24 protein-coding genes are annotated in these 21,492 nt (G+C 71.1%); 17 read left to right on the top strand and 7 right to left on the bottom strand.

Annotation, left to right across the window (positions count from 1 at the left end):
* Nucleotides 1–2: 2 nt before the first annotated feature.
* The 5 genes from ACFXKZ_RS32255 to ACFXKZ_RS32235 all read left to right on the top strand — a co-directional run bounded on the left by ACFXKZ_RS32255 (nucleotide 3) and on the right by ACFXKZ_RS32235 (nucleotide 6,233).
* Nucleotides 3–1,190 (top strand): allantoate amidohydrolase, encoded by a 1,188-nt coding sequence (locus ACFXKZ_RS32255; protein WP_380005577.1) that lies wholly within the window; start codon nucleotides 3–5, stop codon nucleotides 1,188–1,190.
* Complete coding sequence (locus ACFXKZ_RS32250; protein ID WP_380005085.1) at nucleotides 1,187–2,524, top strand: formimidoylglutamate deiminase; 1,338 nt, start codon at nucleotides 1,187–1,189, stop codon at nucleotides 2,522–2,524. Before ACFXKZ_RS32255 ends, ACFXKZ_RS32250 begins: the two co-directional genes overlap by 4 nt.
* A 96-nt stretch (nucleotides 2,525–2,620) precedes the next feature.
* A complete protein-coding gene (hutI, locus tag ACFXKZ_RS32245; protein WP_380005083.1) occupies nucleotides 2,621–3,787 on the top strand; it encodes an imidazolonepropionase in 1,167 nt (388 codons plus the stop codon).
* Nucleotides 3,788–3,961: 174 nt separating this feature from the next.
* Nucleotides 3,962–5,158 (top strand): acyl-CoA dehydrogenase family protein, encoded by a 1,197-nt coding sequence (locus ACFXKZ_RS32240; protein ID WP_380005081.1) that lies wholly within the window; start codon nucleotides 3,962–3,964, stop codon nucleotides 5,156–5,158.
* 193 nt (nucleotides 5,159–5,351) lie between these two features.
* Nucleotides 5,352–6,233 (top strand): alpha/beta fold hydrolase, encoded by an 882-nt coding sequence (locus ACFXKZ_RS32235; protein WP_380005079.1) that lies wholly within the window; start codon nucleotides 5,352–5,354, stop codon nucleotides 6,231–6,233.
* Between the two features lie 38 nt (nucleotides 6,234–6,271).
* Here the strand turns inward: ACFXKZ_RS32235 and ACFXKZ_RS32230 are convergent, their stop codons facing one another.
* Nucleotides 6,272–6,856, bottom strand: a complete 585-nt coding sequence (locus ACFXKZ_RS32230; protein WP_380005077.1) for a hypothetical protein — start codon at nucleotides 6,854–6,856, stop codon at nucleotides 6,272–6,274.
* Nucleotides 6,857–7,091: 235 nt separating this feature from the next.
* Here ACFXKZ_RS32230 and ACFXKZ_RS32225 point away from each other — a divergent pair, with 235 nt between their 5' ends.
* Nucleotides 7,092–7,589 (top strand): general stress protein, encoded by a 498-nt coding sequence (locus ACFXKZ_RS32225; RefSeq protein ID WP_380005075.1) that lies wholly within the window; start codon nucleotides 7,092–7,094, stop codon nucleotides 7,587–7,589.
* Nucleotides 7,590–7,637: 48 nt separating this feature from the next.
* Here ACFXKZ_RS32225 and corA read toward each other — a convergent pair whose 3' ends face one another.
* Nucleotides 7,638–8,714, bottom strand: coding sequence for a magnesium/cobalt transporter CorA (gene corA / locus ACFXKZ_RS32220; RefSeq protein ID WP_380005073.1), 1,077 nt, complete (start codon nucleotides 8,712–8,714; stop codon nucleotides 7,638–7,640).
* A gap of 489 nt (nucleotides 8,715–9,203) precedes the next feature.
* On the opposite strand from corA, the gene ACFXKZ_RS32215 reads away from it, so the two are divergent.
* Nucleotides 9,204–9,812: a suppressor of fused domain protein gene (locus ACFXKZ_RS32215; protein ID WP_380005071.1), complete on the top strand. Its 609-nt coding sequence runs from the start codon at nucleotides 9,204–9,206 to the stop codon at nucleotides 9,810–9,812.
* Nucleotides 9,813–10,004: 192 nt separating this feature from the next.
* Here ACFXKZ_RS32215 and ACFXKZ_RS32210 read toward each other — a convergent pair whose 3' ends face one another.
* On the bottom strand, nucleotides 10,005–10,226 hold the full coding sequence (locus tag ACFXKZ_RS32210) for a hypothetical protein (RefSeq protein WP_380005069.1): 222 nt from the start codon (nucleotides 10,224–10,226) through the stop codon (nucleotides 10,005–10,007).
* Between the two features lie 58 nt (nucleotides 10,227–10,284).
* The gene (locus ACFXKZ_RS32205) at nucleotides 10,285–11,025 is read right to left on the bottom strand and encodes a phosphotransferase (RefSeq protein WP_380005067.1); all 741 of its coding nucleotides are present in this window, start codon (nucleotides 11,023–11,025) and stop codon (nucleotides 10,285–10,287) included.
* A 764-nt stretch (nucleotides 11,026–11,789) separates the two neighbouring features.
* Here ACFXKZ_RS32205 and ACFXKZ_RS32200 point away from each other — a divergent pair.
* The 4 genes from ACFXKZ_RS32200 (at nucleotide 11,790) to ACFXKZ_RS32185 (ending at nucleotide 14,082) form a co-directional block, all read left to right on the top strand.
* A complete protein-coding gene (locus ACFXKZ_RS32200) occupies nucleotides 11,790–12,632 on the top strand; it encodes a helix-turn-helix domain-containing protein (RefSeq protein ID WP_380005065.1) in 843 nt (280 codons plus the stop codon).
* Nucleotides 12,632–12,844, top strand: a complete 213-nt coding sequence (locus tag ACFXKZ_RS32195; protein WP_380005063.1) for a DUF397 domain-containing protein — start codon at nucleotides 12,632–12,634, stop codon at nucleotides 12,842–12,844. The genes ACFXKZ_RS32200 and ACFXKZ_RS32195 overlap by 1 nt, the downstream gene beginning before the upstream one ends.
* 15 nt (nucleotides 12,845–12,859) lie before the next feature.
* The gene (locus ACFXKZ_RS32190; protein WP_380005061.1) at nucleotides 12,860–13,105 is read left to right on the top strand and encodes a DUF397 domain-containing protein; all 246 of its coding nucleotides are present in this window, start codon (nucleotides 12,860–12,862) and stop codon (nucleotides 13,103–13,105) included.
* Nucleotides 13,106–13,575: 470 nt separating this feature from the next.
* Nucleotides 13,576–14,082, top strand: a complete 507-nt coding sequence (locus tag ACFXKZ_RS32185) for a MaoC family dehydratase (RefSeq protein WP_380005059.1) — start codon at nucleotides 13,576–13,578, stop codon at nucleotides 14,080–14,082.
* 116 nt (nucleotides 14,083–14,198) lie between these two features.
* Here ACFXKZ_RS32185 and ACFXKZ_RS32180 read toward each other — a convergent pair whose 3' ends face one another.
* Both ACFXKZ_RS32180 and ACFXKZ_RS32175 read right to left on the bottom strand, forming a co-directional pair.
* Nucleotides 14,199–15,110 (bottom strand): ribokinase, encoded by a 912-nt coding sequence (locus tag ACFXKZ_RS32180; protein WP_380005058.1) that lies wholly within the window; start codon nucleotides 15,108–15,110, stop codon nucleotides 14,199–14,201.
* On the bottom strand, nucleotides 15,107–15,508 hold the full coding sequence (locus ACFXKZ_RS32175; RefSeq protein ID WP_380005056.1) for an NUDIX hydrolase: 402 nt from the start codon (nucleotides 15,506–15,508) through the stop codon (nucleotides 15,107–15,109). The genes ACFXKZ_RS32180 and ACFXKZ_RS32175 overlap by 4 nt, the downstream gene beginning before the upstream one ends.
* A gap of 196 nt (nucleotides 15,509–15,704) precedes the next feature.
* On the opposite strand from ACFXKZ_RS32175, the gene ACFXKZ_RS32170 reads away from it, so the two are divergent.
* From ACFXKZ_RS32170 to ACFXKZ_RS32150, 5 genes are all read left to right on the top strand, one after another.
* Complete coding sequence (locus ACFXKZ_RS32170) at nucleotides 15,705–16,340, top strand: DUF6758 family protein (RefSeq protein WP_380005054.1); 636 nt, start codon at nucleotides 15,705–15,707, stop codon at nucleotides 16,338–16,340.
* A gap of 84 nt (nucleotides 16,341–16,424) precedes the next feature.
* Nucleotides 16,425–17,273 (top strand): PHP domain-containing protein, encoded by an 849-nt coding sequence (locus ACFXKZ_RS32165; RefSeq protein ID WP_380005052.1) that lies wholly within the window; start codon nucleotides 16,425–16,427, stop codon nucleotides 17,271–17,273.
* Nucleotides 17,270–17,884, top strand: coding sequence for a MarC family protein (locus ACFXKZ_RS32160; protein WP_380005050.1), 615 nt, complete (start codon nucleotides 17,270–17,272; stop codon nucleotides 17,882–17,884). The genes ACFXKZ_RS32165 and ACFXKZ_RS32160 overlap by 4 nt, the downstream gene beginning before the upstream one ends.
* Before the next feature lie 43 nt (nucleotides 17,885–17,927).
* Entirely contained in the window at nucleotides 17,928–19,013 is a 1,086-nt protein-coding gene (locus ACFXKZ_RS32155; protein ID WP_380005048.1) for an S-(hydroxymethyl)mycothiol dehydrogenase, read from the top strand.
* Complete coding sequence (locus ACFXKZ_RS32150; protein WP_380005575.1) at nucleotides 19,010–19,639, top strand: MBL fold metallo-hydrolase; 630 nt, start codon at nucleotides 19,010–19,012, stop codon at nucleotides 19,637–19,639. Before ACFXKZ_RS32155 ends, ACFXKZ_RS32150 begins: the two co-directional genes overlap by 4 nt.
* Before the next feature lie 83 nt (nucleotides 19,640–19,722).
* Here the strand turns inward: ACFXKZ_RS32150 and ACFXKZ_RS32145 are convergent, their stop codons facing one another.
* Nucleotides 19,723–19,893: a hypothetical protein gene (locus ACFXKZ_RS32145; RefSeq protein ID WP_380005046.1), complete on the bottom strand. Its 171-nt coding sequence runs from the start codon at nucleotides 19,891–19,893 to the stop codon at nucleotides 19,723–19,725.
* A gap of 340 nt (nucleotides 19,894–20,233) precedes the next feature.
* Here ACFXKZ_RS32145 and ACFXKZ_RS32140 point away from each other — a divergent pair, with 340 nt between their 5' ends.
* On the top strand, nucleotides 20,234–21,304 hold the full coding sequence (locus tag ACFXKZ_RS32140) for an NYN domain-containing protein (RefSeq protein WP_380005044.1): 1,071 nt from the start codon (nucleotides 20,234–20,236) through the stop codon (nucleotides 21,302–21,304).
* Nucleotides 21,305–21,492: the final 188 nt, after the last annotated feature.

Genomic DNA, 21,492 nt, shown 5'->3' with positions numbered 1-21,492 from the left:
CGATGTGGCGCGACCTGCTCCCGGTGGGTCGCGCCGCGTCCGGCGGTTATCGCCGCTTCGCGTGGACCGGGGCCGACGCCGAGTGCCGCGCGTGGTTTCGCGAGCAGGCGCAAAGTCGGGGACTGCTGTACGAGGAGGACCGCAACGGCAACCAGTGGGCGTGGACCGCGACCGGCCCCGACGCGGTCGTGATCGGCAGTCACCTCGACTCGGTGCCCGACGGCGGCGCCTACGACGGACCGCTGGGCGTGGTCTCCTCCTTCGCCGCGCTCGACCTGCTGCGCGAGCGCGGCGAGGAGCCGACCCGCCCGCTGGGCATCGTCAACTTCGGCGACGAGGAGGGCGCCCGGTTCAACGTGGCCTGCGTCGGATCGCGGTTGTCCGCAGGGGTACTGACCCCGGAGCAGGCGCGGGCGCTGAAGGACGCCGACGGGGTGTTCCTGGGCGACGCGATGGAGCGAGCCGGATTCGACCCGGCCGCGATCGGGCCCGACCCCGAACGGCTCGGTCGCATCGCCGCGTTCGTCGAACTGCACGTGGAACAGGGCCGCGACCTGGTGCACCGGGACCGCGCGGTGGGCGTCGCCTCGGCGATCTGGCCGCACGGGCGCTGGCGCTTCGACTTCCGGGGCGAGGCCAACCACGCGGGCACCACCCGCCTGGAGGACCGGCGCGACCCGATGCTCACCTACGCCAACACCGTGCTCGCGGCCCGCAAGAAGGCCCATCTCGCCGGTGCCCTGGCCACCTTCGGCAAGGTCGACGCGCGCCCCGGCGCGGCCAACGCGATCGCGTCCGAGGTGCACGGCTGGCTCGACGCGCGCGCCGCCGACGAGCAGACCTTGGACGAGGTGGTCGGCGAGATCATTCGCACCGCCACCGAGCGCGGCGAGCGCGACGCGGTCTGTGTCCAGGTCGCCCGCGAGTCGTACACGCCGATCGTCGAGTTCGCCGCACCGCTGCGCGACCGCATCGCCAAGCGGCTCGGCGGCGCACCGATCCTGCCCACCGGCGCCGGCCACGACGCGGGCATCCTGTCCGCGCACGTGCCCACCGCGATGGTGTTCGTCCGCAACCCCACCGGCGTGTCGCACTCGCCGGCGGAGAGCGCGGAGATGGTGGACTGCCTCGCGGGTGTGGCGGCGCTGGCCGACGTGGTGACGGACCTGACGAGCGAGGACGCGGTGTGAGCGAATACTGGTGTGAACTGGTGTGGACCCGCACCGGGATCGAGCGCGACGTGGTGCTCTCGATCGCCGACGGCCGCATCATCTCGGTCACCCCCGACCGCCCGGTGCCGGCCGGCGCCTCGGTGTTGCCCGGGTTGACCCTGCCGGGCCTGGCCAACGCCCACTCGCACGCCTTCCACCGGGCGCTGCGCGGGCGCACCCAGTCCGGCACCGGCACCTTCTGGACCTGGCGCGACCAGATGTACCAGGCGGCCGGCCGGCTCGACCCGGACACCTACCTCGCGCTCGCGCGGGCGGTGTACGCCGAGATGGCGCTGGCCGGGATCACCTCCGTGGGCGAGTTCCACTACCTGCACCACGGCCCGGACGGCACGCCGTACGACGACCCGAACGCGATGGGCCACGCGCTGATCGAGGCGGCCCGGCAGGCCGGCGTGCGGCTCACCCTGCTCGACACCTGCTACCTGCACGGCGGCCTCACCGCCGACGGCCACCAGCCGTTGGCGGGCGTGCAGCGCCGCTTCGGCGACGGCGACTCCGACGCCTGGTACGAGCGCTGGAGTGCGCTGCGCGGCGACGCCAACACCCGGATCGGGGCGGCCATCCACTCCGTGCGGGCGTTCGCCAAGGAGGACGACTACGCCGGCTGGGCGGCGCGGACCGAGGGTGTGCCGGTACACGTGCACCTGTCCGAGCAGCCCGCCGAGAACGCGGCGTGCGTCGCGCACTACGGGTCGACCCCCACCGCGCTGCTCGACGCGCACGGGTTCTGGAGCCCGAACGCGACGGCGGTACACGCCACCCACCTCACCGACGCCGACATCGCCGCACTGGCCCGGTCCGGGGCGGGGGTGTGCTTCTGCCCGACCACCGAGCGCGACCTCGCCGACGGCATCGGCCCGGCCGGCGAACTGGTCCGGGCCGGGGTGCCGCTGTCCCTGGGCAGCGACAGCCAGGCGGTGATCGACCTGTTCGAGGAGGCCCGCGCGGTCGAACTCGACGAACGCCTGCGCACCGGGCGACGCGGCCACTTCACCTCGGCCGCGCTGCTGGCGTACGCCACGACCGTCGGCCACCGGGCCCTCGGGTGGCCGGACGCGGGCCGGATCGAGGCGGGCGCCCTGGCCGACCTCACCACGATCGGTCTGGACTCGGTGCGGCTGGCCGGGACCATGCCCCGGCTGGCGGGCGAGGCGGCCGTGTTCGCCGCCGCCGCGGGCGACGTCACCCACGTGCTGGTCGACGGCCGGGTGGTCGTCCGCGACGGCGTGCACCAGCTCGTGGAGGCGGTCCCGCAGGCGCTGACCACGGCAATTCACGAGCTGTTCCGCTGATCCACGGCCGCTCCCCTGCGGAGCGGCCGTCTCCCTCGCACCCCGGCCGCTCCGCCGCGAACGGCCACCACCCCGGACCGAAGGGACCACTCGCGCGTGGCCACCACCCTGATCACCAACATCGGCTCGCTGGTCACCAACGACCCCGAACTCGGCGCCGGCCCCCTCGGCCTGCTCCGGGACGCGGCCCTCGTGCTCGACGGCGACCGCATCGTATGGGTGGGGGCCGCCGCGAGCGCCCCGGACGCGGACACCCGGCACGACGCCGAGGGCCGCGCGGTCCAGCCCGGCTTCGTCGACTCGCACTCGCACCTGGTCTTCGCCGGGGACCGCACCGCCGAGTTCGACGCGCGGATGTCCGGCCAGGCGTACCGGGCCGGCGGGATCCGTACCACGGTGGCCGCGACCCGGGCCGCGAGCGAGCAGCACCTGGCCGCCAACGCCGGCCGGCTGGTCGGCGAGGCGGCGCGGCAGGGCACCACCACGATCGAGATCAAGTCCGGCTACGGCCTCACCGTCGCCGACGAGGAACGCGCGCTGCGCATCGCGTCGGCGTTCACCGCCGAGACCACCTATCTCGGCGCGCACATCGTCGCGCCGGAATACGCCGAGGACCCGGCCGGCTACGTCGACCTGGTCACCGGCCCGATGCTGGACGCCTGCGCGCCGCACGCCCGCTGGGTGGACGTCTTCTGCGAGCGCGGCGCGTTCGACGGCGACCAGGCGCGGGCGATCCTGACCGCCGGCAAGGCGAAGGGCCTGATCCCGCGCGTCCACGCCAACCAGCTCGGGCACGGGCCCGGCGTACGACTGGCCGTCGAGCTGGGCGCGGCCTCGGCCGACCACTGCACCCACCTCGCCGACGCCGACGTGGACGCGCTCGCGGCCGGCGACACGGTGGCCACGCTGCTCCCCGGCGCGGAGTTCTCCACCCGCGCGGTCTACCCCGACGCCCGCCGGCTGCTCGCCGCCGGCGTCGAGGTGGCGCTGTCCACCGACTGCAACCCCGGCTCCAGCTTCACCACGTCGATGCCGTTCTGCATCGCGCTCGCGGTGCGCGACATGGGCATGACGCCCGACGAGGCGCTGTACGCGGCGACCGCCGGCGGTGCGCGCGCGCTGCGTCGCTCGGACGTGGGCGTGCTGCGGCCGGGGGCGCGCGCCGACGTGGTCGAGCTGGACGCGCCCTCGCACGTCCACCTCGCCTACCGGCCCGGTGTACCGCTGGTGCGCGCGGTGTGGCGGGCGGGCGTGGCGGTCTGAGCGAGGTCGAGTGACCGACAGATCGTTCGAAATCGGGGTGCCCGCGTTACGGACCCCCTCTGTCGCGACCCGGCGCGCTCGTGGATACTCCCCGGTAACTCTCTAAGCCAGAAGCGTGGCCGGGACCCCGAGGGTGTGGGGCCCGGACATGCGCAGACGGAAGGAGCGCCGCCCATGGGCCGCCTCGCACAGACCGACGGACTCACCGAAGTCCAGCGGGAGATCCTCGCCACCGTCCGCACGTTCGTGGACAAGGAGATCATTCCGGTCGCGACCGAGTTGGAGCACCGGGACGAGTACCCGGCGGAGATCGTCGAGGGCATGAAGGCCATGGGCCTGTTCGGCCTGATGATCCCGGAGGAGTACGGCGGCCTCGGCGAGTCGCTGCTGACCTACGCGCTGGTGGTCGAGGAGATCGCGCGCGGCTGGATGAGCGTGTCCGGCATCATCAACACGCACTTCATCGTCGCGTACATGATCAAGCAGCACGGCACCGACGAGCAGAAGGCGTACTACCTGCCGAAGATGGCCGAGGGCGAGATCCGCGGCGCGTTCTCGATGTCGGAGCCGCACTGCGGGTCGGACGTGTCGGCGATCCGCACCAAGGCGGTGCCGGACGGCGAGTTCTACGTCCTCAACGGCCAGAAGATGTGGCTCACCAACGGCGGCAGCGCCAACCTGGTCGCGGTGCTGACCAAGACCGAGCTGGGCGAGGACTCGGTCTACCGGAACATGACCACGTTCCTGATCGACAAGGAGTCCGGCTTCGGCGAGACGCGCCCGGGCCTGACCATCCCCGGCAAGATCGACAAGATGGGCTACAAGGGCGTCGACACCACCGAGATGGTGCTCGACAACTGCCGGGTGCCGGCCGATCGAATTCTGGGCGGGGTGCCCGGCAAGGGCTTCTACCAGATGATGGACGGCGTCGAGGTGGGCCGGGTGAACGTGGCCGCGCGCGGCTGCGGGGTCGCGCAGCGCGCGTTCGAGTTGGGCATCCGCTACGCGCAGCAGCGGGAGACCTTCGGCAAGCCGCTGACCGGGCACCAGGCGATCCAGTTCAAGCTCGCCGAGATGGCCACCAAGGTCGAGGCCGCGCACGCGATGATGGTCAACGCGGCGCGCAAGAAGGACGCGGGCGAGCGCAACGACCTCGAAGCGGGGATGGCCAAGTACCTGGCCTCCGAATACTGCAAGGAGGTCGTCGAGGACGCGTTCCGGATCCACGGCGGGTACGGGTTCTCGAAGGAGTTCGAGATCGAGCGCCTGTACCGCGAGGCGCCCATGCTGCTGATCGGCGAGGGCACCGCCGAGATCCAGAAGATGATCATCGGGCGGCGGTTGCTGGAGGACTACAAGCTGCGCGGGTGATCGGGGCTCGGTGGGGTGTGCGGCGGAGCGGCCGTACACCCCTGCGTGTGCGGTATCCGAGCACGCGGTCGAGGCGGCCAAGCGGGTTCGGTATGCGTCCGGTTGCCGCGGTCGGCCGCGTCGCTGCGCATCCGGGCCGAAACCGCGACCGATGATGGCGACACGCGCAACCTCGAGTGACGGGGAGCCCACCATGATCGCGAGACACCCGGTACCGGTACCGCCCGGGGAGTTCGTCCGGATCGACGGGACCGCGCTGCACGTGGTCCGCGAGGGTGCCGGGCCCGTGGTGATCGCCACCAGCGGGCTCGGCGGCGCGTGGTTCGACTGGGATCCGGTGGTGCCGCTGCTCACCGCCGACTGCACGGTGGTGCGCTTCGACCGTCCCGGCCTGGGCTACTCGCAGCCCGACCCGCGGGCGCCCACGCTGGCCCACGAGGCCGACCGCATCGCCGCGTTGGCCGACGCGCTCGCGCTGCCCGGCCCGTACATCCTGCTCGCCCACTCGCTCGGCGCGTTCCACGTCGAGGGCTTCGCCCGGATGTACCCCGAGCGCACGGCGGGCCTGGTCCTGGTCGACCCCAGCAACGAGGAGAAGCCGCGCCCGCGACCGGCCCGGCAGGCCCGGATCCGGGCGGCCAGGGCGCTGGGCGGGGCGATGCGGGCCACCGGCGTGAGTCGGGCGATCGGGCCCGCGGCGCGACGGTCGATCCTGTTCACCCAGTCGCGCCGGCACCGGGACGTGGCGGACGCGCGCTGGGTGCGCGGGTCGTACGGCTCGGGGCGGTTCTTCGCGGCAGCGCTCACCGAGAACGCCACGTACTTCGACGTGGCCGCCGAACTCGCCGACCTGCGCCGGGTCGCACCGCTGCCGGACGTGCCGCTGCGGGTGCTGGCCGCCGCCGGGGGCTACGAGAGCCTGGCCGCCCGGGCCCGCTGGGTCCGGGCCCTGCGCACCCTGGCGAACCTGTCCCCGCAGGGCCGCTGCGAGGTGCTGGACGACTCCGCCCACTTCGTCATGCTGGACCGCCCGGACGCGGTGGGGACCGCGGTGCGCGAGGCCTTGGCGGGGTAAGTGCCCGCCGGTTACCGCCGCCCGGGCCCGGTCCTCGCCTACCCGAGCGGGTCCGCGTCGAAGCCCTGGCGATGCACCACCGTCCGCCGACCGCTGTGGTCGACGAGGGCGACATGCGGGGCGAACTCGCCAAGAAGTTTGGCCAGTCGGGGAAGATCGATTCGGACTCCGTGTGCCGGGGTGCACATCCGGGCCGCGTCCCCCGCCCCCATGCGCGCGATGCCACGCAGCCACGCCGGGGCGTCATCCCCCGGCAACGACGCGCCGGGCCGGGGGATGACGCCGATCCACCGGCTGTGGTGCAGCTTCCAGACCACTATCGCCCCGACCTGGTCCCACGGGAGCTGGACCCGATGCTCACCGCGGAATGTCGTGGAGCGGATCACAGGGCCCTCGCTACCAGCTCGAAAGAACCAGTTGCCGCGTATCGCACTGGCTCCCGAGAGGATTCCGGTGCCGGCCATCACCCACAAAAAGATGGACACGCCCCAGCCGGGCACGACGAACCCGATGCCGCCCAGGACCGCAACGAATGCGCAGAACAGGACGGTCTCCGGATTCCAGCCGTTGCGCAGCTCGAAGACCGCCTCCCAGGGGTGCTCGTGGCGCCGGTCCGCTGCCATGACATCTCCGGTCTCGCATGAGCCCACGCGATACCCCGCGGGCAACGGACGCCGATCCGACGGCGGCTCGATCGTAACCGTGCCGACGTCGCGCTCGGGTCGTCCTTCGGGCCGGCCGGGATACGGCGCATTCGGCCCATTGGTCACGTGTTGTCGCGGATCCGGTCGGGTACAGGCTCCCGGTCGAACGACCATACGGGCCGGGATTGGGCCGGCATTCAGGCGAGGCGGCAGCATGTTCGGTCAGAACCTTCCTCCCGGCGCGGGTGCGCCCGGGCCCGACCTGGCGAACACCGGCCAGGTCATCGCGTCCTACACGAACTACGCGGGTGCCCAGCGGGCGGTCGACTATCTGTCGGACCACGAGTTCCCGGTGCAGAACACCGCGATCGTCGGTGCCGACCTGCGCATGGTCGAGAACGTGCTGGGTCGGCTCACCGCCGGCAAGGCGGCGGCCTCCGGTGCGGCGAGCGGTGCATGGTTCGGGCTGATGATCGGGCTGTTCCTGGGCATCTTCGCGGTGCGCGCGCACGGGTGGCTCTGGCTGGTGCTGATGGGCCTGATCTGGGGTATCGCCGCGGGCGCCCTGTTCGGCTGGTTGGGGTACAAGGCGCTCGGCGGACGCCGGGACTTCGTGTCGACCAGCCAGATCGTGGCCTCGCGCTACGACGTGGTGGTGCGGCCCGACCTGGCCGAGCGGGCGCGCAACCTGGTGGGCCGACTGGAGTTGTAGGCGGGCCGGCGCCCCGGGGTCGACCCGCCCCGAGGCCCGCCGCGCCCGCTACAACCAGCCGTTGCGGCGGAAGCCCCGGTGCATCAGCGTGCACACGACCACGATCACCGACAACGTCATCGGGTAGCCGTACCGCCACTTCAGCTCGGGCATGTGCTCGAAGTTCATCCCGTACACCCCGGCGAGCATCGTGGGCACGGCGAAGATCGCCACCCAGGCCGAGATCTTGCGCATGTCCTCGTTCTGCGCGACCGTCACCTGCGCGAGGTTGGCCTGCAGGATCGAGGTCAGCAACTCGTCGAACGACGCCACCTGTTCGCCGACCCGGGACAGGTGGTCCTCGACGTCGCGGAAGTACTCGCGGATGTCGGGGTGCACCTGGCGCATCGGCCGCTCGGCGAGGGCGTGCAGCGGGCGGGCGAGCGGGGCGACCGCGCGCTTGAGTTCGAGCAGTTCGCGCTTGAGCTGGTAGATCCGGCCCGCGTCGCCCGCGCCACCGCCGCCGAACACGTCGTTCTCGACCTGGTCGATGTCGTCCTGGATGAGTTGGGCGACGTCGAGGTAGGTGTCCACCACCCGGTCGGCGACCGCGTGCAGCACCGCCGAGGGGCCCGCGGCGAGCAGTTCGGCGCCGTCCTCCAGGCGACAGCGCAGATCGCCGAGCGCGCCGTGCCGGCCGTGCCGCACGGTGACCACGAAGTCGTTGCCGAGGAAGACCATGATCTCGCCGGTCTCGACGATCTCGCTGGTCGCGGAGAGCTGTTCGTGCTCGACGTAGGTGACCGTCTTGAACACCGCGAACAGGGTGTCGTCGTAGCGCTCCAGCTTGGGCCGCTGATGCGCGTGTACGGCGTCCTCCACGGCGAGCGGGTGCAGGCCGAACCGTTCGGCGATACCGGACAGTTCGAGCGCGCTGGGCTCGTGCAGGCCGATCCAGACGAAGCCGCCGCCCCGGCGCACCTCGTGGATCGCCGAGTCGGGGTTCGCGTAGCCGTCCAGGCGATGGCCGTCGCGATACACGGCGCAGTCCACCACACAGTTCCCGGCCGCCACGGGCGTGCTCGACGGCAGCGGGGTGCGGCGGTACGGGCGGACTGCGGCGCGGAGGTCGCGGATCATCGACATGACGGGCTCCTGGGATGACCGGCACACGCCGACGCCGAACCACCGCGGCGGGCAGGCCGAGGGGAGCGTCGACACGTGCAAGCGGAACGAATCACCGAAAGAACGGCAAAAGATCCTGACGCCCCGTCACGGAGGACATTCGGAGAACGGGAACCGGGCCGCCACGAGCGGGCGGTCGGAATCCGGGGAAGGTCTCGGAAACCCTCAGAAAGGGCGGGGCGTGCGACTGGATCGGGGAAGATCGGGTGAGCCGCCGGTACTGCACGGTGTGCTGGTATGCACCACGATCACCTCCCACGGCCGGTCCCCGCTGGGGGAAGTCCTCGGGCGCCGACCGGGCGGGTCGGGCGAGGACGCATCCGTCATCCGATGGCGCGCGGACGTCGTACGTCCTGCGGGCCGACTATGCAGAGTACACCAGAGTGCCCCCGCCCACGGCCGCGACGGTCTTGGCTCGTGCGGCTCCTGACGGCGAATTAGCATGCGGGCATGTTCGACTTCACGCCGGGACCCGAGCCGATCGACCCCACTTCGCAGGTCGAGGCGCATCTGACGGCGGCCTTCGGCGAGCCGACCGGCCGGGCCGGGGTCACCTTCGTGGGGGCCGATCGCATCGAGGTGTTGCGCTTCGGTCCCGACGCCGAGGGTGTGCTCCGGTACGCCACGGTGGGCATGTCCCGGGCGCCGATGGCCGATCCGGCGGCGGTGCTCGCCGATCCGGTCGCGGGCCCGCGGGCGGAACTGGTGCTCTCGGTGCGCGGCGGCCACGACTCGGTGCTGCGCCCGCTGGCCGTGCTCGGCGCGACCCCGCAGGTGGAGGGCCTGGTGATCGCTCCCGGCGCGTCGCTCGACCTGGGCGGCCCGTTGTGGGAGGGCGGCGCGTTCCACGCGGTCCTGGTCGCCGAACCCGGCGGCCTGGTCGCCGACCTGCCGCTGCCGCCCCCCGCCGACCCGGTCCGCTTCTTCCCCCTGCTCCCGATGACCCCCGCCGAGGCCGCCTGGAAACGAGCCCAGGGCGCGGAGGCCCTCCAGGAGAAATGGCTCCACCACGCCACCGACCTCCGCGACCCCAACCGCCGCGCGGTGCCGCTGGGTTGAGGGCGCGAGGGTCGGGCGCCCGGCCGCCGATCCCGATCCCGGACGTGATGGAACCGCACGCCGGGCGCGACCGGGACGGCCGGCCGCCGCGCCGGCCGCCGCTGAACGGGAGCCAGGCGCACGACCGGCCGCCGTGCGGCGTCGATCGAAACACGGTCGCCCCCGATGGGCACGGCCTCGCGCTTCCGATGCTTACACCGCGTGCCACCGGCCGGGCCACAACGCGCGAAGCCGTGCCGGCAACCGCCACGCCCGGCGCGGTCGCGTGGACGAGGGCGCCGGAGGTGTTTCGGCGTTGGGCATCGGACCGTCGACCCACTCCCGGACCAACCGGCTCAGCCGCTCGTCCTGGGTGCGTTCGGCGGTGTGCGACTTCGGCGGAGCGCCGCGTGTCCACCCGAATTGGTATGTCATCGTGCGCACGTCTCCTCTCCGTCGGCGTCCGGACGGAACGTCCGCACGAGGTTCCCCCTCACACCGGCGGAGGGCGTACCGGGTCGGCACCGTTCGCGGTCACCGGTTCGCCTCGTCGGCTCGGGACGGGGCGTCGGCCAGTGCCGACAACCAGGACGCTTCGCCGCCCGAGCGCACCACCAACGTCTCTCCGAGGACACGGCGCGCGGTGTGGGGTGCGGCGCCATTCCGGGAAGTGCCACATCCACCGGCGTACCTCGTCGAGGTCGTGACCCTCGCGTACCAGGTTCATGCCGAGGAAGGCGATCTCCGCCCAGCGAGGCCCGATCGCCACCCGGCCCCAATCCACCACCGCCAGGCGTCCGTCTTGCCGAACGATCATGTTCGCGGACGTCAGATCGGTATGCAGCAACCGGTCCCCACGCAACGCCCCGTCCCGCCCGGGTGGGATGTACTCACGCAGCCTTCCCACCAAGGTCGGCAGCCCCGCACTGCGACCCGGTCGGATCCGCCCGATGCGATCCACCGCACCGACCACCTGGGCCAGATCCGGCGAATCGAGGGACAAGCGCACCGGACGGCCCTCGATGTATTCGAAGACGAGTACGCGCCATCCGTCGACTACGCCGTGTCCCAGCATCCTCGGCGACATCACCCCGGTCACCGCACTGGCCGCGATCTCGCTGGTCTGCGCCCGAGCCGACCACGGCGCGGTGGCCTCCTCCGCGGCCTTGACGAAGACCGGATCCCCGGTCGTGACCACCTTTGCCGCGAAGGAACTCGTATACGGATTCCGCACCGGCACCACCGACTCGACCCCACCATCGATGCCACGAACTTCCGCACCCGCACCGGCAGTTGCGACCATTCACCAGACCGGTTCATTCCGCCACCCGCAGCGACACGCCAACTGCCTCGGCAGCCGCCGACGGAGCGGCGATGGTTCCCTCCGGCGGATCCGCAGGCCGAACCCGACAACCCACAACAAGCGACGACCCATCGCCGTCAGCCCGATATTCTCGACTCTCCATCACTGCCTCACCGTGGTAGATGGACAGCGGCCGGGCTCACGCATCCAATCGAGACGCCCGGCCGCTGCCGATTGAAGAAGCGACGACCCTCGGCCGCCACTTCGGTGCTTGTTGGCGTTGCTTCGCGACTGCCTTCCGCTCCCCTGTGTGGTCGGGGGAGGGGTGGCGTTGGTCGCGGGTGTGACAGTGGCCCGATGTGATGCCGAGCTCCGCAACCTCGACTCGACGGAGCGAGATCGCGAATCAAACGACCTTGCCGGCCCCGTGCATCACGCAGCCCGGGAGGCGCCAGACCTGGGCGGCCCAGCATCACGCGTGCAGATCTGACCGTGACCATGCGTCGCTCCTGGTGGGAGGCAATACGGCCGCAGTGCGCAACGTGAAGCTGACCGCACAGTGCGTAAGCGGCTGCCGTGATGAGCATGGCCCAGCGGAGCATTGATCCGCAAGTTGCGGATTGTTTTGTGCGACTACCGTGTGTGGGACGCTGCTCGGGGACAGGGGTGCCCAATCACTGAAGGGAGGGCCTGCGATGGCTGACACCGTGCCCACCGTGAGGCGGAGGCAACTCGCGAGGGTGCTCAAGGGGCTGCGAGAGAAATCCGGTCTCGACCAGGACGAGGTTGCGGCGCACCTCGAATGTGACCACTCCAAGGTGAGCCGGATCGAGACCGCGCGCAGCGGTGTACGACCTATCGATTTGCGAAAGATGCTCGCCCTGTACGGCGTCACGGACGATGCCCAGGTCGAGGGGTATGTGCAGTTGGCCAAGGATTCGCGCCAGCGCGGCTGGTGGGTGAAGTACCGAGGCTTGCATCAGACGTTCAGCGCTTTCCTCGGCCTGGAAGCTGAGGCGCAGGAGCTGCGGACCTACGAGCAGACGTTCGTTCCTGGGCTGCTTCAAACCGAGGATTACGCAAGAGCATTGATCCTGGGCAGCGCCCGCACTGCCGGGGCGGACGTCGAAGGGTTCGTTGAGGTGCGACGGCAGCGCCAACTCGTTCTTGATCGTGCCACCTTCACGCTGTGGGTGGTCATCGGCGAGGCGGCCTTGCTTCACGGTGTCGCATCGCCTTCGGTTCGCAAGGCCCAGCTTCTCCACCTGATTGAGCAGAGCAACCGGCCGAACGTGGAGCTTCAGGTGCTCGGCCTGGGGTCGGGTCTGTATTCCGCTGCCGCAGGCCCCTTCACCCACCTGACCTTCGATGGTGACCTGCCGGATGTTGTTTATGAGGACACGGCCACGTCAGGCTGGTTTGTGGAACACGACGCTGAGGTGGCGGCCTACAGCCACACGTTTTCCCGGCTCATCGGCGGTGCGATGCCACCCCAGGAGTCGCGAGATTTGATCCACGCGATAGCAGAGAGACTGTGATGTTCAAGTTCACGACGGAACACGTGTCAGGCTGGCACAAGAGCACCTACAGCAGCGGCAATGGATCGAGTCAGTGTGTCGAAGCAGCGGTCGTGAACGGGTGGGCCGCGATACGTGACTCGAAGAGCTCCTGTGGGCCGGCGCACCTCTTCGAGCCCGGAGCATGGGCCGCACTCCTGGAGTCACTGCGAGCCCCGAAAAGCCGACCCTGACACCGGCCGACACCGGTGCTTTCTCCACCGACCGACGATGGAGTACACACAGTGATCAGACTTGTGAATCAGCAGATACCACCAGCGGCCTGGCGTAAGTCCTCGTACTCCGGGGGCTCCCAGAACACCGACTGCGTAGAGGTTGCGCCGCTTGCCCCGCAGACTGCCGGAGTTCGTGACAGCAAGGACCGCAACCGAGGTCACCTCGCGATCCCCGCCGGATCGTGGAACAGCCTGGTGCTCGGCATCCAAGAACACTGACCGCATGCGCCACGCGCAGGGGCGTAGGGAGTCTCGGGACCCTGACTCGCTGATCGGGGTCGGGGTCCCGGGCGGTTCTCAGGCGAGCGGGTCCGGGTTGGTTCCGTGTCGGTGGATAACCGGGCGGCGGCAGGCGGACTGGGCGGGCGCCGTGGGTCGGAGTGCACATCCGGGCGGCGTTGGCGGGTGGCCGGGCGGGTGATGCGGTGCTATCAGGCCGGGCCCGGTTTGTCGGCGAGGTTCGGCGGTGGATCCCTCCTACGCTCATTCGTCCTGTTCGTCCATGACCCACGTCACCGGGCGCCCCCTACTGCGTGGCGGGGTGGGCTCCCTATTCTCGAACCCGTCCGTCGACGTGCTCGTCGTCCCTCGCCACCCGACCTCACAGGGGCGGGTACCCGAATCGGGTTCGACGAGCGTTCGACGTGATGTGTCCTGTTCGATGTGTTACCAGGTGAGAGGGGACCGAGATGCAGTTCGGCCGCTACTACGAGGAGTTCGAGGTCGGTGCGATCTACAAGCACTGGCCCGGGAAGACCGTGACCGAGTACGACGACCACCTGTTCTGTCTGCTCACCATGAACCACCACCCGCTGCACATGGACGCCAACTACGCCGAGAAGACCACCGATTTCGGCCGGAACGTGGTGGTGGGCAACTACATCTACTCGCTGCTGCTCGGCATGTCGGTGCCGGACGTCTCGGGCAAGGCCATCGCCAACCTGGAGATCGAGTCGCTGCGACACGTGGCACCGACATTCCACGGGGACACCATCTACGGCCAGACCCTCGTCCTGGACAAGTGGGAGTCGAAGTCCAAGGACGACCGGGGCGTCGTCTACGTGGAGACCAAGGGCTACAAGCAGGACGGCACGCTCGTGTGTGTGTTCAAGCGCAAGGTCATGGTGCCCAAGGAGAGCTACGGGGAAAAGCGTGGTGGCGAGCAGCCCGGACGACCCGAGCTGATCGAGGGCTGAATCCAAGGCTGAATCGAGGGCCGAGCGGGGGCTTCGGCGCTCCGGAGTCGAGTACGGGCGGGCCGCGCGTCGGAGCACGACGCGGCCCGCCCGTTCCATGTGGATGGATGGACTCCCTACGGCAGTTCGTCGGGCGTGGGGTAGGACGACTGGGCGCCCGCGCGTCGGACCGCTGCCGCCCCGGCGCGGACCGCGTACCGGGTCGCGGCGGGCAGGTCGTCGCCGGCGGCCAGGCGCCAGGCCAGCGCGCCGGTGAACGCGTCGCCCGCGCCTGTGGTGTCGACCGCGGTCACCGCCGGCGCGGCGATGTGCACCGGTTCCGCGTCGGCTTCGGCGATCAGCGCACCGGCCGAGCCCAGGGTCAGGACGATCGAACGCGGACTCGGGTCGAGTGCCCGCAACACCTTCAGCGCGTCGCGGGCGTTGCCCTCGCCGGCAATGGTGGTCGCCTCGTGCTCGTTGAGGACCAGCGGGTCGCAGGCCCCGAGCAGCGCCCCGGAGGTCAGCACGTGCCTCGATACGGCCGGCGACGGGTTCAGCACCACCCGGGTGTGCGCCGCCGCGCAACGTTCGATCACCGCCCGGACCGTGTCGAGGGGGATCTCCAGTTGCAGGGAGACCACCGCGGCGGCCTCGATCGCCGGGACCAGGTCGGCCACATCCGTCGGCCCGAAGCGGGCGTTGGCTCCGGGAGCCACGGTGATCGTGTTCTCGCCCGCGTCGTCGACCGTGATCAGCGCGACGCCCGAGGAGCCGGGCGAGGTGCGCATCGCCTCGGTACGCACGCCCTCCCGGCGCAGCGTCGCGAGCAACATGCGGCCGTGGTCGTCGTCGCCCACCCGGCCGGCCAGCGCCACGTCGGCGCCCAGCCGCGCCGCCGCCACCGCCTGATTGGCGCCCTTGCCGCCCGGGTGCACCGCCAGGTCGCCGCCGAGGACCGTCTCGCCCGGGCGGGGGTGCGCCGGCACCCGGACCACCAGGTCGGCGTTGATCGAGCCGACCACCAGCAAGCGTGCGGGGCCCCTCATGCCACCCCCGGGACGTTCCACTCGCGCAGCGCGTCGAGGAGGCCGTCGACCAGGTCGAGTCGGCCCAGTTCGCCGGCGGCGATCCAGCGCACCGCGTCGGCGTCGTCGCCCGCGCGCAGGGTGCCGCCGTGGGGTGTACAGGCGTAGTCGCGGATCTCGTAGGTGCCGCCGTCGGGCGCCGATCGCAACACCGAGCCGACCAGCGGTCCCACGGTCACCTCGAGCCCGGTCTCCTCGACCATCTCCCGGGCCAGCGCGACCGCGTCGGTCTCACCCTCCTCGACCCGCCCGCCGGGCAGCGACCACTGTCCCTCGCCCGGCATTTTCGCGCGTCGCACCAGGAGCACCCGTCCCTCCGAGTCCAGGACGATCGCACCGACGCAGGAAATGAGCCGCATGCCTCCCGAGCCTAGTCCCCGTCCCACGGATCCCGACGGGGCGCGCCGCCGGATTCTGCGTCGAGCGGCGCGCGGGCGCGCGCGGGCGTGCCCATCCGGCGCGCGGTGGGCAGTCGTACGCCGGTCGGCGGTCCGGACGCACCGAAGGAGTGATCGTCCTTGACGCGAAGCCTCGGGCAGTGGACCGTCTTGTCCTATGAAGGGCGAGCCGAGCTGCCCCCGCTGCGGCGGCCGGGTCCGCGCTCCGGGTCTGTTCTCGGAGACGTGGGAATGCGAGATCCATGGCGCCGTGCCTCCGCTGCAACCCGTCGTGCCGCCCAGTGTCGAGGCGTTGGACGCGGTGGTGCGCCGCTCCCGGGTGCCGGTCTGGTTGCCCTGGCCGCTGCCGGTTGGCTGGCTCTACACCGGCGTCGCCCACGCCGGTGACGATCGCGGCGGCTCGCGGGCGGTCGCGGTCGCCTGTACCGGTCCCGCGCCGCTGGGCGGACGCGGCGAACTGGTGCTCGTGGCCGAGGAGCTGGGGGTCGGACTCGGCGCCCGCTACGCCGGGTTGCCCGGTCACGACCCGGGCGGCGACTTCGTCAAGTCCGCGCCCGCGAAGGTGATGGCGGCCGGTCGGCCGACCCCGCTGTGGTGCGTGATCGATGCGCCGGCCGACCGCGCGGTGTACGCGGGCGAGGCGATGGGCCTGTGGTTGTGGGCGATCCTGTGGCCGGGCAAGGCGGGGCATCTGGTCTACGACGACGTCGTGCTCACCGATCTGCGCGACGCGGGGGCCGAGTTGCAGCTGTTGCCGTGCGGGGCGCTGTCCCCGCAACTGCTCGACTGCTGACCCGCGGGGGGACCCGGCCCGAAGCGGTACAGGCACGCCCTAGGGTCGGGAGCGTCCATCGACCCTCCCGCAGACGAGGTCCGCGTGCGTATCGACCTGCACACCCACAGCACCGCTTCCGACGGCACCGACGCGCCCGCCGACCTGGTCCGCAAGGCCCGGGCGGCCGGCCTCGACGTGGTCGCGCTCACCGACCACGACACCACCGCGGGCTGGGCGGAGGCGGCCGCGGCCCTGCCCGACGGGCTGACCCTGGTGCGCGGCGCGGAGATCTCCTGTGTGGCCGAGGGCGGGATCAGTCTGCACATGCTGGGCTACCTGTTCGACCCCGCCGAGCCGGAGTTCGCCCGGGCGCGCGAGCTGGTGCGCACCGACCGGGTCCGCCGGGCCGAGGCGATGGTGGCGCGCTGCCGGGAGTTGGGCGCGCCGATCACCTGGGAGCGGGTGCGGGAGATCGCGGGCGGCGGCGCGGTGGGCCGGCCGCACGTGGCCACCGCCCTGGTCGAGGCGGGCGTGGTCGCGGACGTGTCCGCCGCGTTCACTCCCGAGTGGCTGCGGGACGGCGGACGGGCGTTCGTGGGCAAGTACGAGATCGAAGCCGCCGACGCGGTACGGCTGATCACCGGCGCGGGCGGGGCCGCGGTGTTCGCCCACCCGGGCGCGGTCACGCGCGGGCGCACCGTCTCCGACGCCACGATCGCCGAGCTGGCCGAGGCGGGTCTGGCCGGGATCGAGGTGGACCACATGGACCACGACGACGCGATGCGGGCACACCTGCGTGGTCTCGCGAGCGAGCTGCGGCTGATCACCACTGGTTCGAGTGACTACCATGGCACCCGCAAAACGATCAATCTCGGAGAAAACACTACAGATCCAGAGTCGTACGGGGCGATCGTGGAACTGGCGACAGGAGCAAGACCCCTCTCCCCATGAACTGGTTCGACGTCACTCTCTTCGGCTCGTCCTTCGTCACCCTCTTCGTGATCATGGATCCGCCGGGCATCATCCCGCTGTACCTGAGCTTCACCGGTGGCCGACCGCAGGCCGTGCGCAAGCGCATGGCCTGGCAGGCGGCCACCGTCGCGTTCTGCGTGATCTCCGTCTTCGGGCTGTTCGGTCAGAAGATCCTCGACTATCTGCACGTGTCGATCCCGGCGCTCAAGGTGTCCGGAGGTCTGCTCCTGCTTTTGGTGGCACTGTCGTTGCTCACCGGCAAGGCCGAGGAGCCGACCGAGAACAAGGACGTCAACGTCGCCCTGGTGCCCCTCGGCACCCCCCTCCTGGCCGGCCCCGGTGCGATCGTGGCCGCGATCGTCAGCGTGCAGAAGGCGCACGGCACCGGTCAGTACCTCGGGGTGTGGATCGCGATCGTGGCGATTCACGTGGTCCTGTGGCTGACCATGCGCTTCTCGCTCGGCATCATCAAGATCATCAAGGAGAGCGGTGTGGTCCTGGTGACCCGGCTTTCGGGCCTGCTGCTCTCGGCGATCGCGGTACAGCTGTGCGCGGACGGGGTCCGGGGTTTCATCGAGGCGAAGCCATAGGGTGCGAAAAGCAGCAGTCGGTGGTTGGGGAGAGGCGGAGGACATGAGCAAGTCGGTACGCGGCGTCGTCGCACGCGCCAAGGGCGCACCGGTCTCGATCGAGACCATCGTGGTGCCGGACCCGGGTCCGGGCGAGGCGCGGGTGAAGGTGCAGGCGTGCGGCGTCTGCCACACGGACCTGCACTATCGCGAGGGCGGCATCGGTGACGACTACCCGTACCTGCTCGGCCACGAGGCCGCCGGCATCGTCGAGTCGGTCGGCGAGGGCGTCACGGAGGTGGCCGTCGGCGACTTCGTGATCCTGAACTGGCGTGCGGTGTGCGGCGATTGCCGCGCGTGTCGGCGCGGCCGTCCGCAGTACTGCTTCGCCACGCACAACGCCAAGCAGAAGATGACCCTGGAGGACGGCACCGAGCTGAGCCCCGCGCTGGGGATCGGCGCGTTCGCCGAACTGACCCTGGTCGCCGCCGGACAGTGCACCAAGGTCGACCCCGAGGCGGACCCCGCCGCGGCCGGCCTGCTCGGCTGCGGCGTGATGGCGGGCCTGGGCGCGGCGGTGAACACCGGCAATGTCGGCCGCGGCGACACGGTCGCGGTGATCGGCTGCGGCGGGGTCGGCGACGCGGCCATCGCCGGTGCCCGGCTCGCCGGCGCGGCGCGGATCATCGCCGTCGACCTCGACGACCGCAAGTTGGAGTGGGCCCGCCGGGCCGGCGCCACGCACACGGTGAACTCGAAGGCGGGCGACCCGGTCGAGGCGATCCGCGAACTCACCGGCGGCTTCGGCGCCGACGTGGTGATCGACGCGGTCGGCCGCCCCGAGACCTACAAGCAGGCGTTCTACGCCCGCGACCTGGCCGGCACCGTGGTCCTGGTCGGCGTGCCCACCCCGGACATGACGCTCGAACTGCCCCTGCTCGACGTGTTCGGCCGCGGCGGCGCGCTCAAGTCGTCCTGGTACGGCGACTGCCTGCCCTCGCGCGACTTCCCGATGCTGATCGACCTGTACCGCCAGGGTCGTTTCGACCTGGACGCGTTCGTCAGCGAGCGCATCACCCTGGCCGACGTCGAGGCCGCGTTCGAGAAGATGCACCACGGCGACGTGCTGCGCTCGGTGGTGATCCTCTGATGGCCGGCATCGACCACGTGGTCACCTCGGGCGTGTTCTCGCTCGACGGCCAGGACTTCGACGTGGACAACAACGTGTGGATCGTCGGCGACGACCGCGAGGTGGTGGTGATCGACGCCGCACACGACGCGGCGGCCATCGCGGCGCGCGTGGGCGATCGTACGGTGACCGGCATCGTGCTCACCCACGGCCACAACGATCACATCAACGCCGCCGCCGAGTTGGCCGAGCGCACCGGCGCGCCGATCCATCTGCACCCGAGCGACCGCATGTTGTGGGATGCGGTGTATCCCGACCGCGCGCCGGACGTCGACCTGGCCGACGGCGAGGTGATCACCGTCGCGGGCCTGGACCTGCGGGTCCTGCACACCCCGGGCCACGCACCGGGCGCGGTCTGCCTGTACGCCCCGGACCTGGCCGCGCTGTTCTCCGGCGACACGCTGTTCAAGGGCGGCCCCGGCGCCACGGGGCGCTCGTTCTCGTCGTTCCCGGTGATCCTGGAGTCGATCAAGGGCCGCCTGCTCGGTCTGCCCGAGGGCACGCGCGTGCTCACCGGCCACGGCGACGAGACGACGATCGGCGCGGAGGCGACCGACTACGACGCGTGGGTGACCCGGGGCCACTAGCCGGCCCGCACCCCGACCGCATCCGGATACGACAAGGGCGCTCCCCGCACGGGGAGCGCCCTCGATTCAGCCTCAGTCGAAAATCAACCCACGTCCGCCGCCGTCTTCACGGGGCGGATGTACAGGCGCTCGCCGTAGGCCTCGGCCCGTTTCAGGGCCGCCTGTACGGTGTCGATGTCGACGGCGGCGCAGTTGGCCGGGTTGGACCCGGTCGATTCCTGGGCTCGGCTGAGGTTGGTGATTCGGTAACGCATGTGCGTCTCCCTTCCCTCCGGTCCGAAGTAGCGCGGGGCGACACGGTCGTGCCGAAAGCCCCGCTCACAAGGATGGGTGCCGGGATCCGTGAGGATCGGGTAAGACCCCGCAGGGGTCACAACCGGCACCGCACTGAACAACAGCGGTCACATCGATAGCATTCCCATGACTGAAATGTTCCTTTCCTGACATCCGATGGCTTACACGTGACGCATGACGCGACATCGCGCGTGAGGCAAGCGAGGACGCGACAGCGGCCGGCATAGGACAATGCGGTCTGAACACATCGACACGCATCCAGGCGCCGGACACTCGGCCGCCACGGGAGGACGAGAGACTTTGCACGATCCGGGAGAGGACGACGTCCGGACGGGTGCCACGGCCGCCTTCGGCGCCGTGGTGCACGAATCCGGCGAGGACCTCGGCGCCGAGCACGGCGGTCCGCTGGAGGACCACCCGGTCGCGGGCTTCGAGGGCGCCCCCGGAGCACTGGCGGAGTTGACCGACCCGTTCACCCGACCGGCCGTCCTGGTGCGATCGGTTTCGCCGCCGCTGCACTTCGGGACGCACGCGCTGTTCGTCGACGTCGGCTACGTGTACGCGGCGATGGGCCTGCTCGTCGCCGGCTCGGCCGAACGCCGGGCCTTCCGGGTGGACGCGGAGCAGTTGATCACCGGCCTGATCGACGAGGCCCGCCGGGTGTTCCCGGAGGGCCGGCTGCTGCGGGTGTACTGGTACGACGGCGCGCGCGAGCGGGTGCACACCGTGGAGCAGCGACAGATCGCCGAACTCCCCGACGTGAAGGTACGACTGGGCAACCTCAACGCGCACAACCAGCAAAAGGGCGTCGACTCGCTGATCCGCAGCGACCTCGAATCGTTGGCCCGCAACCACGCGATCGACGACGCGGTGGTGATCAGCGGCGACGAGGACCTGGTCTCGGCGGTCGAGGCGGCCCAGTCCTACGGCGTACGGGTGCACCTGTGGGGCGTCGAACCCGCGTACGGCACCAATCAGGCCGACCCGCTGGTGTGGGAGGCCGACGTCACCCGAATGTTGCACCGCGAATTCTGCGAGACCTGCGTGACGCCGGTGATGTTGCCGCCGACGCACGCCGGCGTGCTGACCGTGCAACCCGGCGGCCCGCCGACCGCCGAACAGGCGTGGCGGATCGGCCAGGAGATCGCCGAGCGCTGGCTGGTGGTGCGCGGCCGGGAGAACCTGGCCGACCTGATGCCCGGCCCGATGTTGCCCCAGGCCATCGACCGCGGCCTGCTCGTGGACGCCGAGAGTGTCCTCCAATACTCGCTGCGCCCGCACGAGGACCTGCGTCGTGCCCTGCGCAACGGCTTCTGGGACCGACTGAACCACGAATTCGGCCTTTCCGGCACGGAGCCCGCGGAGTCCTGAACCCGGCTCACCCGCCCCACCCCTGCGAAGCGCGCCTTGCCACCGCCCGGCAGCCGGCCGCGCCCGCCGCCCCGACCGCGCCCGCGCTCCGCCGCCCCCGCCCCCGCGCCCGCCGCCCCGGCCGGCCCCGCGAGCCCCCTGTCCGGAGCGCGGCCCCGGCGGAAACTCAGTGGCCGCCCGCTCCCGCC

It is taken from the genome of Embleya sp. NPDC059237, from assembly GCF_042754105.1.
GTDB lineage: Bacteria > Actinomycetota > Actinomycetes > Streptomycetales > Streptomycetaceae > Embleya.
This window is presented reverse-complemented; position numbering and strand designations above follow the sequence as displayed.